The sequence below is a fragment of the Bradyrhizobium sp. USDA 4341 genome, from assembly GCF_054063755.1.
Map to the genome: position 1 here is coordinate 7,696,381 of NZ_JBSSGO010000002.1, position 16,520 is coordinate 7,712,900.

Consider the following 16,520-nt stretch of genomic DNA (forward strand, 5'->3'; position numbering starts at 1 on the left):
CGTATGACACTTCGGCTGGAGAAGGGCGAAACCGTTGAAGAGATTCGGAAAGATGAACAGACTGGTGGGCGCCATATTGACCGTTCCGGTGAAGGAGTGAACTGGATGCGGGAGATCAACGAGCTCGGTACCAAGGCCGCCCACGCGATTGCACTGAAAGGCATATCGAAGACGTACGGTCCAGTAACGGCGCTGCATCCGACCGATCTAACCGTGGAGAGGGGCGAGTTCCTGACGTTGCTTGGCCCCTCGGGCTCCGGCAAGACCACGCTGCTCAATCTGATCGCCGGCGCGACCGGACCGACGACCGGTGCCATCTTGCTGGACGGGCGCGACATCACCACGATGCCGCCGCGCGACCGAGGGATCGGGATGGTTTTCCAAAACTACGCACTCATGCCGCATATGAGTGTATTCGAAAACGTGGCCTATCCTCTGCGTGCACGCCGTGAACCGGCCAATACGATTCGCGCGAAAGTATTGGAGGCGCTTGAGCGCGTGGGCCTGCGCGGCTTCGAGAATCGTAAGCCCCGTCAGCTCTCCGGCGGTCAGCAGCAACGTGTCGGTATCGCACGGTGCATAGTCTATTCGCCTGCTATCATAATGATGGATGAGCCGCTCGGGGCGCTGGACAAGAACCTGCGCGAACAGATGCAAACCGAAATTAAGCGTCTCCATAAGGATCTGGGCACAACTCTTATCTATGTCACCCACGATCAGGAAGAGGCGCTCAACATGTCTGATCGCATCTGCTTGATGAGTTCGGGCCAGATAGCTCAACTTGGAACGCCGGACGAACTCTACTTCCAACCGCGTAGCCGTTTCGTGGCCGAGTTCATCGGGGAGTCCAATCTGATCAGCGGGCAAGTTAGTGGCGGGGGACGAATGGCAATCGCCGGGAACACGTCCATTGCCATTCCCGGCGGCGCGGTGGCCGAAGGAGCGGATCTCCTGGTAATGGTCCGGCCAGAGAGAATACGCATCGCCAGCATCGAGGATACCCTCGCGGCGGACGCCGACGTCCTCAACGGCGAAGTTTTAAGCGTCTCCTTTATCGGCGGCATGACCCGCGTAAGCGTCCGAACCGAGAACGGCCTCACCATGACGGTCAAGATGATGTCGGAGCGAGCCGAATCGAGGCTCGGCCTTGGAGCCCGGGTGCGGCTTTGCTGGGCTCGCTCGGATCTAGTCGTTCTGGAGCAATGATCGTATCGCCCTACTTGCCAAAATCCTACGGCAGGCTCGTATGAAGATGCGTTGGCGGTGCGACTTCGAACCACGGTCTACAGAACGAGACCGCTGATGGGTCGGGGGCTGACGACGCCCTCCGATCAGCTACCCACCGACCTTGCCGCAGCACACGCGATGATTCTTGCGCAGCGCGAGCAGTTGACGCTGGCCAAGAGCGAGGTGACCGTCGGCCGGCTGGAGATCGAGCGGCTGAAGCTGATGCTGGCCAAGGCACGGCGTGAACAGTTCGGGCAATCTTCTGAGCGCGGCAAGCTGCTGGTCGAGCAGCTCGAACTCGCCATCGAGGATCTTGAAGAGACCCAGGCTGAGCAGGAAACCAACGCCGAGCTGGCAGCGCCGGAAGCCGCCAAACAGCAGCGCACGCAAAACCCACGGCCGCCGCGACGCCTGTTGCCGGACAATCTGCCCATCGAACGCGTCGTTGAGCCCGCGCCTTGCGTATGCGGCAAGTGCGGCAGTGAGCGACTGCACAAGCTCGGCGAGGTGGTATCGAAGACCCTGGAATGCGAGCCGCGGCGCTGGAAGATTATCGAGCATGTCCGCGAAAAGTTCTCCTGCCGAGATTGTGAGGCGATCACAGAGGCTCCGGCGCCGTTCCATCCGATCCCGCGAGGCTTTGCCGGGCCGAGCCTGCTGGCGATGGTGCTGGTCAACAAGTTCCTGCTGCATCAGCCGTTGAACCGGCAGAGCAAGACCTATGCCCGCGAAGGGATCGAGATCGACGTCTCGACCCTGGCGGATCGGGTCGGCGCCTGCGTGGTCGCACTCGATCCCATTATTGAGGCCATCCGGATCCACGTCATGAGCGCGCAGCGCATCCACGCCGACGATACGACGGTGCCGGTACTGGCCAAGCTTAAGACGGTTACCGGCCGGATCTGGACCTATGTTCGCGATGACCGGCCGTTTGGCGGCACGGATCCGCCGGTGGCCCTGTTCTACTACTCACGCAACCGGGCTGGAGAGCATCCGCAAAGCCATCTCGCCGGCTATGTGGGCCTGATGCAGGCCGATGCCTTCGATGGATATAACCAGCTCTACAAAGCCCAAAGGAAGCCGGCTCCGATCCTTGAAGCGGCCTGTTGGAGCCACGGTCGCAGAAAGTTCTTCGACCTGGCGAAATCTGGAGAGGCGCCGATTGCCAGCGAGGCCGTGCGACGCATCGATATCCTGTTCGAGATCGAGCGCACCATCAACGGCAAAACGCCAGAACAGCGGCTTGCGGTACGTCGAGAGAAGTCTGCACCAATCGTTGCTGATCTCGAGATCTGGATGCGCCAGCAGCGGACCTTGCTCTCCTCAGGCAATGATACCGCAAAGGCGATTAACTACCTGCTCAATCGCTGGGCGGCGTTCACGCGCTTCCTGGACGACGGCCGCATCTGCCTCTCGAACAACGCTGCCGAACGCGCGTTACGCGGTGTGGCCGTCGGAAGACGAAATTGGACCTTCGCCGGTTCAGACGCTGGCGGACATCGCGCCGCCGCCATCTATACTTTGATCGAAACCTGCAAGATGAACGACGTTGATCCGCAAGCTTGGCTCGCGGATGTGTTGGCCAGGCTTCCAGATCACCCCGTCAACAGAGTCGTCGATCTACTCCCGTGGAATTGGAAGGCGACCCGACAGTCCAAAGCGGCTGCCGCCTGAGCGCCACCGCAGACCCGCAGACCGGCGCGCCTGCCCGGGGTGCTGGTCGGATGCGTACGTTACATCGTCTGTCCAGCGCTCGGACTTCTTATGCACGTTGCGGAGCGACACACTTCTAAAGATGCAACTGCAGCCACGGTGATATCGTAACGACATGAGTGTCAGCCTGCTTCCATGGTTCGGCGTTCCTATGGTTCGCCCTCCAAGTTGAAGGATGCCTACCCTCGGCTCTTGCCCTACTTGAAAGCAGCGATTAGGACTGTGCTGGAATGAGGTTACGGCGGCAGCACAAAACGTACACCTGTACGGGCATATCCGCCGGAAAGGCCCGCTGGCGTGCCATCAGCACGCCAGCAGGCTGCGCCAACCATGCTTCCATCGTCATTGAACGCAATGCCGTTTGTACCACCGGCGACGGCGGCCATGGGTACCAGCTTGTGACCGCGAGATGCCAAGCCTTGATGCACGACCTCAGGAATGCCGGGCTCTACTTCAAGCGCCCCGCCTTCGGTCCAGATTCGAGGTGCTTCGAAAGCTTCCTGTAGGCTCATTCCGTGGTCGATTAGATTGATCAGCGCCTGCAGAGCAGCCGGAAAGATCTTGCGACCGCCCGGTAGGCCCAGCGCATAACGCATTTTGCCGTCCTTCAGCGCCATCATCGGCGACATCGATGTGGTGACCCGCTTCCCCGGTTCGATGGATAGTGCTCTGCCGGGCCGCGGATCGAAGTTGGACATGTAGTCGTTGGGGAACATGCCCGAGCCCGGCACGATGAAGCGTGCGCCGAACGTGCTGTTGATGGTTTGTGTGGTCGTGACGACATTGCCCTTGCTGTCGGCGACGGTAAGATGGGTAGTGTCAGCCCCCTCCTTCGCGAGCAGTCCAGTTGACCACTTCTTGGCTCGATTCATGTCAAGTTGGTTGCGTCGTTGTTCGGCGTATGCCTTCGACGTGATGCGCTCGACAGGCACCTTCACGAAATCGGGGTCCCCGCTCGCCTGAGCTCGATCGGCGAAGGCAATCTTCATCGCCTCGGCGAGCAGATGTAGCGTTGCAGCTGTGCCGTATCCCATCTTCGCGAGGTCAAAGCCTTCAAGAATGTTCAGCATCTGCGCAATGTGTAAGCCGGAGGCAGCTGGCGGGGGTGGGCCCACAATCTCCCAGCCACGATAGCAGGCACGGATCGGTTGACGCTCAACTATACGATAGCTGGTGAGGTCCTTGCGCGAGAGAAAACCGCCGTTACGCTCCACACATTCAATGAGTTGGTCGCCGAGCGGGCCACCATGAAGCGCGCCTTCACCCTGCTTGGCGATCAAAGTGAGTGCTTCACCGTAATCAGCCTGTATCAGCCGCTCTCCCGCCTTAAGCGGGTTGCCATCGGGTACAAGCCGTTCGCCGGCAAGCGGGTCCAAGACCAAATCAGCCGCCGCCCCCACGATGCATTCGGAGAGATAGGGTGTAACGATGAATCCGTGCGTGGCATGCCGGATTGCAGGCTGTATGACGTCCGCCAGCGACATCGTCCCATAAGTTCGCAATGCATGCGTCCAGGCGAGTAAGGAACCGGGGGTTGCCACCGCTTTGGGCCCAACTCTGTTTTCCGCTCGCTCGACCTCGAAGTCTTCGCTCGTCGTGCTGGGAACCGGCTTGTACATTGTCGGATGGCCAGCCAGGGGCACCGTGCTCATCCCATCGATGATGCGCTGGGAGCCGTCCGCTAATCGGATATTGCACGTTGTTCCTCCGATCAATCCCACCATCATCGGCTCGACGACTGTCAGGGCAAACTGGGCTGCGACCGCGGCGTCTACCGCGTTGCCGCCCGCTGCCAACATTTCGAGCGCCGCGGCAGAACCAAGCGGGTGGTTGGTAACAACCATGCCGCGTGTCGACTGAGCCGACTGTTTCTCGCAGTCGAAGATGGTGCCAGCACGGTCGCGCCAAGTTGGAGAGAGCATTGGAGCTATTTCCTTTCGCCTTATCTTTGCTAAGGGAGCGCATCTACCGCACTCACGAACGCGTAATCAATGATCGAAGCTTTGACCAGGTTATTTCGACAATTCCGGATCAGGTTAGCCGAACTGTCTCCACGGGTTTATCTCGCACAAGAGTTGCTCATCAATCAGATTTCCGCAGCTACATGTACGATAGTTGAACTCCACTACTGATTGATGCCATACCTCAGACATTCACGCTCGAATTCCGCCTTCTGAGTCCATTTCTAGCCGGATTTCACCGCGCTGATTTAGTCTGGCGTGTCTCAACTCTCATCGGATACCTGGCTGAAAGTTCTCAAAACCACGACAGCATCACCTCTTTCACTGCGCGCGATCGATAATTCTGTTATCCACGACCAGCAGCATGGGGTTGACCGTACAATAAGCTCCGGATCGCGGATCGGCGTGAATGACTGAGTACCAAGATCAACGCCTGGTAGACTATCGCTCACTTGATCGCGCGCCGACCACCGCACTAATCTCGGTTGCCGATCGCGGCTACGCGTTCGTGCCAGGATCGACCTCGTCGTCGCTCGTAGAAGTATGACGATATTGAGACACACAGAGAGCCGTAAAGTTCAGGGACACCGATCCCGCGCTTTATAGATAGCCCAACCTGACGACGCGCCTATTCTCCGCGCTCATCACTTCCGCCGTGTCACGGCATCTTTCGACAAGCCGGCTAGGAGCGTCCTGACTTGGCTCCCAGCTCATGAGTCAGCAGCCTATCGTATTCGTTGTTCAGCTCACCGAACACACCACTGTGAACGCCGCTACAACGATCAACCTGGAGGCCTGAGTCCTTTGCAGAGAAACCGACAAAGCCGGCCGGGACGCCGCCGATGAGCGTGCCCGTCTGTTTCACTGCAGCCAGCGCCGTGGTCAATGCCGCGCGACTGAAAGCGCAAGCCTCAAGAGCCTAACTCGATAGCGTCTCCGGCTAGTGCTTTGTTGCTCTCAAGGGTCTATTGATTTCAACGCACTGTCGACGGCGGTACCTAACCGGTCAACGATCATGTGGATATCGTCGGGCGTAGCGATAAAGGGAGGGGCCAGCATTACATGATCGCCGCTACGCCCATCCATGGTGCCCCCGGCGGGATAGCAACCAAGGCCATTTGCGGACGCCGCCGCTTTAATCTTCTGATGCAATTTGAGCGAGGGGTCGAACGGCCGCTTGGTGGCTCGGTCCGCCACTAGCTCAATTGCGCGGAACATGCCGCGCCCCCTGATATCGCCGACATAGCGGTGATTGCCAAACCGTTCGATCAGTAGCTGCTCGAGCAGCTGACCGCGTGCCTTGACCTGATCGAGCAGGTTCTCTTCGCGGATGATGTTCTGCACTTCTAGCGCGGCGGCGCAGGACATCGGATGGGCAAGATAAGTATGGCCATGCTGGAAAGCGCCGGAACCTCTGCGAATGGTTTCGACGATCTCGCCTCGTGCGAGCATGGCGCCAATCGGTTGATAGCCGCCGCCCAATCCCTTCGCGATCGCCTGGATATCGGGTGCTATGCCCTCCTGTTCCCAGGCATGTAGCGTACCGGTGCGACCCATCCCGCACATGACCTCGTCAAGGATCAGTAGGGCGCCATAGCGGTCGCATATCTCGCGTACCCTGCGGAAATAGCCCGCCGGTGCTGGCACGCATCCAGCGGTGGCGCCGACCACCGGCTCGGCAATGAAGGCCGCCACCGAATGCGGGCCGAGCCGCAAGAATTCAGCCTCGAGCTCGCTTGCCAGACGCGTAACAAAATCTGCCTCGGTCTCATTGCCGCGCTTTTCGTGATAGGCGAAGGCCGGCGTCACGTGGCTAAAATTGGACGACAGAAGCGGCGAATAAGGTTCGCGCCGCCACGCATTGCCGCCAGCGGCGAGCGCGCCTAGCGTGTTTCCGTGATAGCTCTGTCGGCGCGCGATGAAGTGGCTGCGCTCGCGCTCGCCGCGCTCGACGAAATACTGCCGCACAAGCTTGATGCCGGCTTCGATCGCTTCCGATCCTCCGCTGACTAAATAGGCGTATGCAAGCCCGCCTGGCTCGTGGCCTACGAGGTGATCGGCGAGCGCTTCAGCTGCTTCCGAAGAGAAGAAGCTGGTGTGTGCATATGCAAGCTGCGACGCTTGCCTCTTTATCGCCTCCAGCACGCGTGGATGCTGGTGGCCTAGGCATGAAACAGCCGCGCCGCCTGAGGCATCTAACACGCGACGCCCATCTTCGGCGATCAGCCAGACGCCTTCGCCGCCTATGGCAATCGGTGGTGTGTCACGCAGGCTACGATGGAGCACGCGGCTTTTACGAGGGGGCATGAGTCAACCTTTCTTGGCAAAGTATTGAGAGGTCGCTGCAAGCAGCACCTCCGCTTCCTGAAGTCGTTTCCTGGCTGCCGTGCCGCCGAGCAAGAAACTGACAGCAGCGAGCGATTGTGCGATCGCGATCGCTCCGGTTAGATTCGGAAAAAAACCAGGGGAGCCCACCGCCTCGAACAGCAACACATGGTCTGCGCCCTCCGCCATAGGGGCTGTGAGGGAATCCACGATCGCAACGAGCTTTGCCCCTTGACGATGCGCTGCGCGAGCCGACAACACGCTGGCGTGCGAATAGGGTGCAAAGCTAATTACCACGACCGCTTCGCCGGAACCAAAGGAGATGAGGTCGAGATCCCCAGGCCCTGAGCCGCCGACCAGCTGCACCTCGTCAGGACGGAACAGCCGAAGCTCATAGTTGAGAAGTTCGGCGACGGCACGACAGCTGCGAAATCCCACGATCCAGATACGACGAGCATTATGTAAAATGCTGGCCGCGTCTACTATCGGCGAAACCGGTATACGCGCCAGGGCTGCAGCTTCGCTTACGAGCTTCTTGACGACGAGCGTTACATCGGAACTTGAGCCGAGGCGCTGTTGTTTGGTGCGGCCAGAGAGCACTGACTTTCGAGGCGGTCTCCGCCACTCGGTCAGAGCGGTTCGCAATTCCGCCCATCCGAAATAGCCCAAGGATTTGGCGAGTCGGGTGAAGGCTGCGGGATCGGCGCCGACCGCGGCGGCGAGGTCGCGCATCGAGCGAGTGGTGGCGTCATAATCATTAGCGGCTACAAAGCGACCAACCTCTTGCAGTCGCGCCGGCAATGACGGCAATGCACTGCAGATCACTCTCAAGGGCGAGGATCTCGACCGTGAGGCTCTCGAGAATTGTGAGCGTACGGTGGCCGCGGCCATGAAGCTGTTTCAAACCCTTTCAGTTGCAGCATACGACTCTATTCACTGCTACCGCGAGCATGTTGACTACTATCGATACGCAGCGTGCTGACTAAACAACATCGAAGCGGGAAGTGGGCAGTCGGAATTGTAAGCAACTCGCGCGTCGAAAAGCCCCTCAAATGCGTGGTAGTTTGCAGATATGCAGCGCCTCAAGGTCGCCTTCCGTCAACATTCGGCGATGTCGTGTCCAATAAGAGCAAAACGCACGGAGAATCGCCGACATAGCGACCAGTTCGAGCGTGTGCACGGTCGCCGCTAATGTGCGCGCCATGCCCAGAGGACAGCCAGCTGAATCATAGCAACGCCTGCCCGCAGTCAGGTACTTCATGGAAAAGGTCAACGAGATGCGAACGCTATTCTTGCGAACCGCGGGGTGTTCCGATGCTGGTTACCATCCGGCCTAATTTAAGGATGGATCCGACAAGTTGGTGGGGAGGACATCCACATTGTCACCGCGATGGTCATTGAGGTCGACGCAAAAGCAAACTAGATCGGATCGAGCTTTGACAAGCCAGTCAGCTTCGTTGACAGCCGGCGATTGCCAAAGGAGTGTGCACCAGCGGCGACATTGATTGCCACGCGGCTGCCACGTTTAGGTCGTGACCTACGCGACGAGAACTCCCTGTTTGAGGATCAGCACGCGCCTAAGCCAAGATTGCATCGGTCCGAACAGACGGGGTGCGTTCAACTCATTAAACCCGCAGATCTTGAGCGCAAGAGCTCAATTAATGCAGCTTTTCATCTCGAATTATCCTTATCATGGGTGCTGCTTCAACCCCGCCGCAACACGTGAGGAAAGAAACGTGGACGATACCCTATACGGTACCCGAGACAAACGGGGATACTGGACACCCACTAAGCTACCAAAGCGCGCCCCAGTATTCGTCTGGCCTCTCCAACCGAAGGAATTCCTGCGCTACGTGTTCGGACATCCGGGGTATATCTGGCCTAGGCACGCGATCTTTGTCGGACTTTCGCTAATCGTGTGTGTCTATCTTACGCCCTCGCTGGAAACGATGCGGCAGTTCAGCCCTGGCTGGATTTCACTCATCCTCGTGCGCAACGCTACGATGGCGTTTTTGGTCTATGGCGGCTTACATTCCCTGCTTTACATCCGGCGGAGCCAGCAGACTGCCTTCAAATACAACGCAAGGTGGCCAGACACAGATAATCCGAACTTTCTATTTGGAAGCCAAACCGCCGAGAATATGTTCTGGACGATGTGTAGCGGCGTGCCGGTTTGGACTGCTTATGAGGTCTTCACCTGGTGGATGTTCGCCAATGGCTATATCCACTATGTCGAATTCGGAGAGCATCCGATCTACTTCGTGACATGGATGTTGCTTGTGCCGCTGTGGCGAGAGTTGCACTTCTACGTGATTCATCGCGTGATCCACATGGGGCCACTCTACCGTATCATTCACAAAGTGCATCACAATAGCGTCAATCCCGGTCCTTGGTCCGGCTTGTCGATGCATACGTTCGAGCACATCTTGTATTTCTCTGCTGTTCTGATTGTTTTCGTGGTGCCATCGAATCCGATGCACGCAATCTTTATTCTGATGTTCTTTGGGCTGCATCCGGCGTTTGGTCATGCTGGTTTCCATGGGATCGTTACAGGTGACGAGAGGTTTATGAAGAACGAGATCTACTTCCATTACCTCCATCACAAGTACCATGAAGTAAACTACAGTGGGGAGTTGACCTCATTGGACTGGTTGTTCGGAACGGCGCACGATGGTTCCCCTGAGGGCGAGGAGGCGATGTATCGACGAATGAAGGCCAAGAAGTATGTGCGCGGGCATGGATGAGAGAAAAGCGGGAGGCTGCGGGATGTTTGTCCGAGGGCAGAATGCCGCAGATCGAGCGCTGCTATGACCGCGGGTGCCATCGACCGACGGAAGCAGAGAATGGAAGCTAGATTGAATGCGGAAGAGTGGGTGGCGGTCTGCGCCGTCGATGCACTGGAGCCTGAGGAGGCGATGCGCTTCGACCACGGAGGGCGCACGTTTGTGATCGTTCGCTCGCCGGAAGGCGCGTACTTCGCGATCGACGGTCACTGCTCTCATGAGAAAGTCCATCTCGCGGATGGCATCGTCGATGGTCACATCATTGAATGCTCCAAGCACTTGGGAACCTTCGACTACCGGACAGGCGAGGCGCGGGCGCTGCCCGCTTGCATCGACCTGCGCAGCTACGAGGTCAAGGTGGAGGGGGGCACCGTTTTTATCAAGCGCTGAGGGTGGTACTGGAAACTCAGCTTGGCACCGAAGCGCAGCCTGATTGCATTGCAGTCATCCGAGCGCTGGGACGGTACCGCCAGGAATGGAAGCGAGTTTTCTCGAATGAAACCGGCCATGAGCCAGCCAACGAGATTCGATAGCATCGGAAGGTCATGCATTGATCCAGGGCGCGTCGTCCTGCTCAAGCCTATCGTGCTTGGTTCTAGATCTGTGATCGATCGCTTACCGCGGGCCGTCGATGACTTGAGTCCGCGACCGATCTGGCCGTTCTGCATGGCGCCAACGCTACGATCACCGATCGCGATGACATCGAGTGACCGTCGATGCCAGAAAAGTTCTTTTGCTAAACTCTTCATTGCGACCCATCCTATATGCGGCCTATATGAGGCGGGAACGGACGATCTTCTCTCGAACCTAACTCTTCTCTCGACGCGAACGGGGTAACTTGAGCAACGAACCTGCAATGGTGATCGTAGGAGCCGGCGAGGCTGGCACGGCGGCCGCGATGGCACTGCGCGAGGGTGGCTGGCGTGGCTTGGTCATCCTGATCGGCAACGAAAACATGTTGCCCTACGAGCGGCCGCCGCTGTCTAAGTCGATTCTGACCGACGAGACAGATGCGAGACCTAAGTTGCTTGTTAGGCCCGAGCAACTGTTGGACTTGGAAATCGATTATCGCCAAGAGCGCAACGTCGTGTCGATAGATCGCGCGGTGCACACGGTCACACTCTCGGACGGCGCGCAACTTACCTACGAGCGACTGCTGCTGGCCACTGGGGCCCGCGCCCGACAATTAAGCGTTCCGATCGCAGCGGGAAACAGAGTGACAACATTGCGAACGTATGCGGACGCATTGACTATTCGCCGAAGCATTGCGCGGGGATGCAAGGTGGTGGTCATCGGGGGCGGCTTCATTGGGCTCGAAGTCGCGGCAAGCGCGGTGTCGAGAGGCGCCTCGGTGACTGTGGTTGAGGCCGGCAGTCGGCTGTTAACGCGGTCCGTCCCGGCACATATGGCCGAACTCATCAAGGCCAAGCACGAGAGCTTGGGGGTGCGCCTTGAGACCAATGCAAGGGTCGTGCGCATTGATACGATGGAAGGGCGTTCCAAGATTGTGCTGGCCGACGGAAGCGCGCACCTCGCTGATCTGGTGGTCGTTGGAGTGGGGGTCGTGCCCAACGTCGAGCTCGCGCAGGCAGCGGGGGTGGTTGTCCAGGATGGCATCTTGGTGGACGAGATGCTCGTTACCTCGGATTCGCACATCTTCGCAGCCGGCGATTGCTGTTCGTTTCCACACCAGCTCTATGGCAAGACAGTTAGGTTGGAGGCATGGCGCAACGCGCAGCGACAGGGGGCGGCCGCCGCAGCGAACATGCTCGGCGCGAGCCGACCTTACCAGGACGTGCCGTGGTTCTGGTCGGATCAATACGACGAGGTGCTCCAAATTGCTGGTCTCTGTCGTGATGAGGATGTTCGAGTAGCCAGGAACCTGGGGACGAAGGGCGAGCTCTTCTTCTACATTGCCAACGACGGACGTCTGATCGCCGCGTGCGGATTTGGTAGCCCGGGCGCAATTGCGAAGGACATACGATTTGCGGAGATCATGATCGGCAGGCAGCTTACTCCCAAAGCAGAGGCACTTGCGGATCCCTCCGTCAAAATGAAATCTCTGCTGGTTTAGGAACCGAAATAGATCTTTGAAGGGCGAAGGTGATCTCGAGCCGGTTGCTGGCCGGCGGCAGCAGCCATCTGAGGTTCCGACTTGAAGCCGGTTGTTTGTGGCGTCATCTGAGCGCATCTTCGCATAATCGATCAGCTACGATTTGAGGTCATGTGGGGCATGGAAGCCAATCATTCCTAGCCGGAGCAGACCATCCTTCGGTGCCGACCTGTCTGTCCCATGCTCAATCGCTTCGGAGGTGTTAGAGAAGGGTCGTCGAGTCAGGTCTGCCCGAGAAATCTCCACGGCGTGCAGCCGTGGCAACAAGGGCCGGCTTTGACGCTGCGCGTAAGGTCGCGCAACCGGGCGAACAGAGAACGACGTTGCGGCCGCGTTTCACCAAGCTGTCATTTCGGCTGGAAGTGAGTATATGCGGGTCATCCCTACGTCACTTCGGGCCGGGTACCGCGTTGCCGCAAGCTAGTTGGTCCGGCCTATCCATTACAACATCAGTCGGCCAGTCGGTGCGAACGCGAGCGCATTTCTTGCTCGCTGGCGTGACGTCAACTCCGTCCTGTTCGGGACGGATAGTCGGCTCGATCTCCGCCGAGCACGGTATCGGCCTGGTGAAACGCGCGAACTAATCGAGAGGAAGGATCAGGCGGCCATCACGTTGATGAGCGTCATCAAAAGAATGCTCGATCCGCTCGGCATATGAATCCAGCAACGTGCTTTGAAGCCGGCTCGGTTAGCAGGAGCTGACTTGAGAGGAGGCCAGAGCGGAAACGTGCGAACGCTGAACTTTTGCTTAGTCACCAAAGGACGAACACGAACGGGTTATTCCGCTGGTGAGCTTAAGCCGCGCAAAGACTACCTAGAAAAGTCATGTCATTCGGCCCTTTAATTGCGGTTTGTTGTCAAGCTTTACATTTCTGAATTCGCCCATCGCACGGTGGTAGTGCTCGCGCCGTCGGAGCTGGTTCAGGGTTGCGGAGACGGCGCGAGCGCGGCCGATACGTACTTTGCCGGCCAGCCATTGGATCGCCCTGACTGGTAGATGTCTTCGCTGGGGTCATGGTCCTTTCCGAGGTCGCGTAGCGCCTCATGATGATGTCCGGGTCGGACGCCTCAACGTTTGCATCGGCATATGAATCCAGCAACGTGCTTTGAAGCCGGCTCGGTTAGCAGGAGCTGACTTGAGAGGAGGCTAGAGCGGAATCGTGCGAACGCTGAACTTTTGCTTAGTCACCAAAGGACGAACACGAACGGGTTATTCCGCTGGTGAGCTTAAGCCGCGCAAAGACTACCTAGAAAAGTCCCTCTGCATTCAAACGCACGGGTGTTCGCCGACCCACGTACATGCGACTTGTTCGCCGAGCGTGGGGCGACATTATGGATCTTCGGCGAGCTCGGTGTGGCTGCTCAGTTTGGCGAGTGCTGGCAAGAGGCTATGAGTTCGAAACCGTCGAGGAAGAGGCTTCGAACGCAGGATTTAATCGCCGATGCCCCGTTATTTTCCTGAATTAGAAATGAAAGCCTCAGTATACTGATACTATTGATGTAGCGTGGCGATGCTTGCGCGCCTATCAGGCTGCTATAACACGCAGTGGAGAGTCGAGTGGACGAAACGCTCTATGGCGCCCGTGACAAACGGGGAAACTGGACGCCCAACAAGCGGCCCAAGCGTGCTCCTGTTTTCGTCTGGCCGGTCCAGCCGACGCAATTCTTGCGGTGGCTATTCGGCTGCCCGGGCTATCTGGTGCCTTGGCAGGCCTTTTTCCTCGCAATCTCGCTCCTCGCGTGGACCTATCTGACGCCTTCGCTCGAGACGATGCGAGATTTTGCCGCGGGCTGGATCTTGCTGATCCTTCTTCGAAATGTGGCGCTGGCACTAATGGTCTATGGCGGTTTGCATCTCGTGCTCTACGTGCGCCGGAGGCAGCAGTTTGACTTCAAGTACAACGCCAAATGGCCCGACACGGACGGTCCGACGTTTATGTTCGGAAGCCAGACTGCTGAGAATGTATTCAGGACGATGTGCATCGCGGTGCCCATTTGGACTGCATGTGAGGTATTCACCTGGTGGATGTTCGCTAGGGGCTACATCCCCTATGTCGATTTCAAGCAGCATCCGGTCTATTTTATCGGACTGCTGTTACTAGGGCCGATGTGGAATTCGTTCTACTTTTATTGGGTCCATCGTCTGATCCATCTGGGACCGCTCTACCATCTAATCCACAAAGTTCATCACAAGAACGTCAATCCGGGTCCCTGGTCCGGCGTGTCGATGCACCCGATCGAAAACCTGATGTTGTTCGCCGGCGTGCTAATCTATTTCGTGATCCCTTCGCATCCGCTGCACGCGATGTGCTACTTCATGCGGGAGGCGTTGGGGCCGGCGAAGGGCCATTGTGGCTTCCACAAAATCGTAATCGGCGACGACAAGTCCATCGACACGGACCACTACTATCATTACCTGCATCACAAGTACTTCGAGGTGAACTATGGTGGTGACCGCTTGTTCCCGTTTGACGATTGGTTCGGGACGATGCATGACGGTTCGCCCGAAACCGACGAGGCGATGTACAACCGCATGAAGGCTAAGAAGCTCGCGCGCGGCCTATCGCATTGATGCTCGGGGGACAAATACGCTTCTAGGTCCCAACGCCGCGTGCCTGCGCAGCTGGTTTCCTGCCCGAGCGTAGCGACAGGAGTAGCCGTGGATCGCCTCGCCGTCAGCGCGGTCGCCATGTCGCCGAACTCAGAGGAAGATTCATTGACTGGCGCCGGAGAGTGGGTGGCGGCCTGCACCCTCGATGCACTGAAGCCGGAAGAGACGTTTCGCTTCGATCACGGAGGGCGCACATTTGTAATTGCTCGCTCGCCGGAAGGCGAATGCTTTGCGATGGACGGCCACTGCTCTCACGAGAAGGTCCATCTCGCAGATGGCATTATCGATGGCTACATCATCGAATGCCCTAAGCATTTCGGAGCTTTCGATTATCGGACAGGCGAGGCACGGGTGCTGCCCGCGTGCGTCGACCTGCGCAGCTATGAAGTTAAGGTCGAGGGGAACACGGTCTTTGTCAAAATCTGAGTGACGAAGGCTCGTAATGGGGCAGACGTTCGGAGGTGCGCGGGCGTTCCAAGTGCCGGCACAATGTGATCGTCTGGCCGAATGCGCGCCAGCTTGTTGGTGTGGTTGATCCCTGAACGAACGTGTTTCTCAGTAGTGTGTAGCTGAAGTAGTGAGTAGCTGAAACGAAATTGGGAAGAGGGAGAGAGTTGATGGAAAAGCATGTATCCACTACTTCGCGTCGTTCCTTCCTTGCCGGCGCCGCGGCCGCCATTGCGGCGCCAGTGGTGCTTGGGAGCAAACGAGCCGCAGCCAAATCGGATACGGTCACGATCGTTCAATATGGTGGGCAATATCAAGAAGCCACCGTTAAGGCAGTGTTCGAGCCCTTTACAAAAGAGACTGGGATAAACGTCAACATCGTTCCTTACCCGGGGCTCGACAAAGTCAAGGCGATGCAGCTTACCAACAATGTCGAGATAGATATTGACTTCATCTCAGGTGCCGAAGCGGCTTCTGGTTCCAAGCAGGGCCTGTGGGAGAAGCTTGACTTTTCCGGGCTCGACCTTGGGGACTTGGCGGTTCAGCCAAAAAGCGACTATCTAGTATTTGATATCTACAACCAAGGAATTGCGTGGGACCCGAAAAAGTTCGGCCCCGGCAAGCATCCGGTGGATTTTGCCGGGTTCTTCGACGTAAAAAAATACCCAGGACGGCGATCGATGCGCAATTACGCTCAGAATACGCTCGAAGTAGCGCTGATTGCCGATGGCGTGGCGCCGAAAGACATCTACCCGCTAGACTTGGACCGCGCCTTCAAGTCGCTCGATCGGATCAAGTCTCATATCGTATGGTCTCCGACGCCGGTCCAAGATTCCAGCTTATTGCAGGTAGGCGAGGCCGATTTCGGCATCGTCAACTCCACTCGCGTTAAAGCGTCGATTGATCCGGGCGGCGGAGTGCCATTAGAATACTCCTTTGAGCAGAATATCCTTGGTCGCAACGCTCTCACCATCCTAAAGGGAGCGCCGAACCGAGAAAACGCGATGAAACTAATTGCTTTTTATCTGCGGCCTGAGATTCAAGCGCAGTTTGAGAATCTCGTCTTCACCACTCCGATCTCAAAAAAAGCTGCGATGATGTTGTCGCCAGAGGCACGCAAATGGCAGCCGGATTTGAACAGCCCCAAAAATGTGATGCTCCTCGATAGCTATTGGGCAGATAACTTTGAGGCCACGACCAGCCGTTTCAAGGAATGGAGACTGACCTGATCGCTCTGTGCCGGGGAGGGGCCAGTTAGGCCCCTTCCATCGGTGCAACTCCGCTCCATGTTTGTCGAGCAACTCGGAACGCTCATAATCCGAACAAGAGATCTGCGTACG

At 57.8% G+C, this 16,520-nt stretch carries 12 protein-coding genes; 9 read left to right on the forward strand and 3 right to left on the reverse strand.

From position 1 onward, the window contains the following. The first annotated feature begins 3 nt into the window (after nt 1-3). Complete coding sequence (locus tag ACVIGB_RS42335) at nt 4-1,206, forward strand: ABC transporter ATP-binding protein (RefSeq protein WP_456724871.1); 1,203 nt, start codon at nt 4-6, stop codon at nt 1,204-1,206. 96 nt (nt 1,207-1,302) lie between these two features. Beyond that, the gene (tnpC, locus tag ACVIGB_RS42340) at nt 1,303-2,901 is read left to right on the forward strand and encodes an IS66 family transposase (protein ID WP_456724870.1); all 1,599 of its coding nucleotides are present in this window, start codon (nt 1,303-1,305) and stop codon (nt 2,899-2,901) included. A 275-nt stretch (nt 2,902-3,176) separates the two neighbouring features. On the opposite strand, the gene ggt is transcribed toward tnpC, so the two are convergent. Beyond that, entirely contained in the window at nt 3,177-4,862 is a 1,686-nt protein-coding gene (ggt, locus tag ACVIGB_RS42345) for a gamma-glutamyltransferase (RefSeq protein ID WP_456724869.1), read from the reverse strand. A gap of 448 nt (nt 4,863-5,310) precedes the next feature. On the opposite strand from ggt, the gene ACVIGB_RS42350 reads away from it, so the two are divergent. Continuing rightward, nucleotides 5,311-5,448: a hypothetical protein gene (locus tag ACVIGB_RS42350; protein ID WP_456724868.1), complete on the forward strand. Its 138-nt coding sequence runs from the start codon at nt 5,311-5,313 to the stop codon at nt 5,446-5,448. A gap of 410 nt (nt 5,449-5,858) precedes the next feature. On the opposite strand, the gene ACVIGB_RS42355 is transcribed toward ACVIGB_RS42350, so the two are convergent. Next, nucleotides 5,859-7,208, reverse strand: a complete 1,350-nt coding sequence (locus ACVIGB_RS42355) for an aspartate aminotransferase family protein (protein WP_456724867.1) — start codon at nt 7,206-7,208, stop codon at nt 5,859-5,861. A 3-nt stretch (nt 7,209-7,211) separates the two neighbouring features. Next, nucleotides 7,212-8,051 carry a MurR/RpiR family transcriptional regulator gene (locus ACVIGB_RS42360; protein WP_456725302.1) on the reverse strand — a complete coding sequence of 280 codons (840 nt, stop codon included), beginning with the start codon at nt 8,049-8,051 and terminating at the stop codon, nt 7,212-7,214. A gap of 836 nt (nt 8,052-8,887) precedes the next feature. On the opposite strand from ACVIGB_RS42360, the gene ACVIGB_RS42365 reads away from it, so the two are divergent. The 6 genes from ACVIGB_RS42365 (at nt 8,888) to ACVIGB_RS42390 (ending at nt 16,409) form a co-directional block, all read left to right on the forward strand. Continuing rightward, nucleotides 8,888-9,970 carry a sterol desaturase family protein gene (locus ACVIGB_RS42365; RefSeq protein ID WP_456749308.1) on the forward strand — a complete coding sequence of 361 codons (1,083 nt, stop codon included), beginning with the start codon at nt 8,888-8,890 and terminating at the stop codon, nt 9,968-9,970. 99 nt (nt 9,971-10,069) lie between these two features. Beyond that, entirely contained in the window at nt 10,070-10,399 is a 330-nt protein-coding gene (locus tag ACVIGB_RS42370; protein ID WP_456725301.1) for a non-heme iron oxygenase ferredoxin subunit, read from the forward strand. 466 nt (nt 10,400-10,865) lie between these two features. Then, complete coding sequence (locus ACVIGB_RS42375; protein WP_456725300.1) at nt 10,866-12,083, forward strand: NAD(P)/FAD-dependent oxidoreductase; 1,218 nt, start codon at nt 10,866-10,868, stop codon at nt 12,081-12,083. A 1,597-nt stretch (nt 12,084-13,680) separates the two neighbouring features. Further along, nucleotides 13,681-14,694 (forward strand): sterol desaturase family protein, encoded by a 1,014-nt coding sequence (locus ACVIGB_RS42380; RefSeq protein ID WP_456724865.1) that lies wholly within the window; start codon nt 13,681-13,683, stop codon nt 14,692-14,694. A 117-nt stretch (nt 14,695-14,811) separates the two neighbouring features. Further along, complete coding sequence (locus tag ACVIGB_RS42385) at nt 14,812-15,159, forward strand: Rieske 2Fe-2S domain-containing protein (protein WP_456725299.1); 348 nt, start codon at nt 14,812-14,814, stop codon at nt 15,157-15,159. Nucleotides 15,160-15,350: 191 nt separating this feature from the next. Next, a complete protein-coding gene (locus ACVIGB_RS42390; RefSeq protein ID WP_456724864.1) occupies nt 15,351-16,409 on the forward strand; it encodes an ABC transporter substrate-binding protein in 1,059 nt (352 codons plus the stop codon). Nucleotides 16,410-16,520: the final 111 nt, after the last annotated feature.

Excerpts from the sequence above, each read along its gene's own strand:
- ACVIGB_RS42335 (WP_456724871.1), top strand. The coding sequence starts at position 4 with ATGACACTTCGGCTGGAGAAGGGCGAAACCGTTGAAGAGATTCGGAAA.
- tnpC (WP_456724870.1), top strand. The coding sequence starts at position 1,303 with ATGGGTCGGGGGCTGACGACGCCCTCCGATCAGCTACCCACCGACCTT.
- ggt (WP_456724869.1), bottom strand. The coding sequence starts at position 4,862 with ATGCTCTCTCCAACTTGGCGCGACCGTGCTGGCACCATCTTCGACTGC.
- ACVIGB_RS42350 (WP_456724868.1), top strand. The coding sequence starts at position 5,311 with ATGACTGAGTACCAAGATCAACGCCTGGTAGACTATCGCTCACTTGAT.
- ACVIGB_RS42355 (WP_456724867.1), bottom strand. The coding sequence starts at position 7,208 with ATGCCCCCTCGTAAAAGCCGCGTGCTCCATCGTAGCCTGCGTGACACA.
- ACVIGB_RS42365 (WP_456749308.1), top strand. The coding sequence starts at position 8,888 with ATGCAGCTTTTCATCTCGAATTATCCTTATCATGGGTGCTGCTTCAAC.
- ACVIGB_RS42370 (WP_456725301.1), top strand. The coding sequence starts at position 10,070 with ATGGAAGCTAGATTGAATGCGGAAGAGTGGGTGGCGGTCTGCGCCGTC.
- ACVIGB_RS42375 (WP_456725300.1), top strand. The coding sequence starts at position 10,866 with ATGGTGATCGTAGGAGCCGGCGAGGCTGGCACGGCGGCCGCGATGGCA.
- ACVIGB_RS42385 (WP_456725299.1), top strand. The coding sequence starts at position 14,812 with ATGTCGCCGAACTCAGAGGAAGATTCATTGACTGGCGCCGGAGAGTGG.
- ACVIGB_RS42390 (WP_456724864.1), top strand. The coding sequence starts at position 15,351 with ATGGAAAAGCATGTATCCACTACTTCGCGTCGTTCCTTCCTTGCCGGC.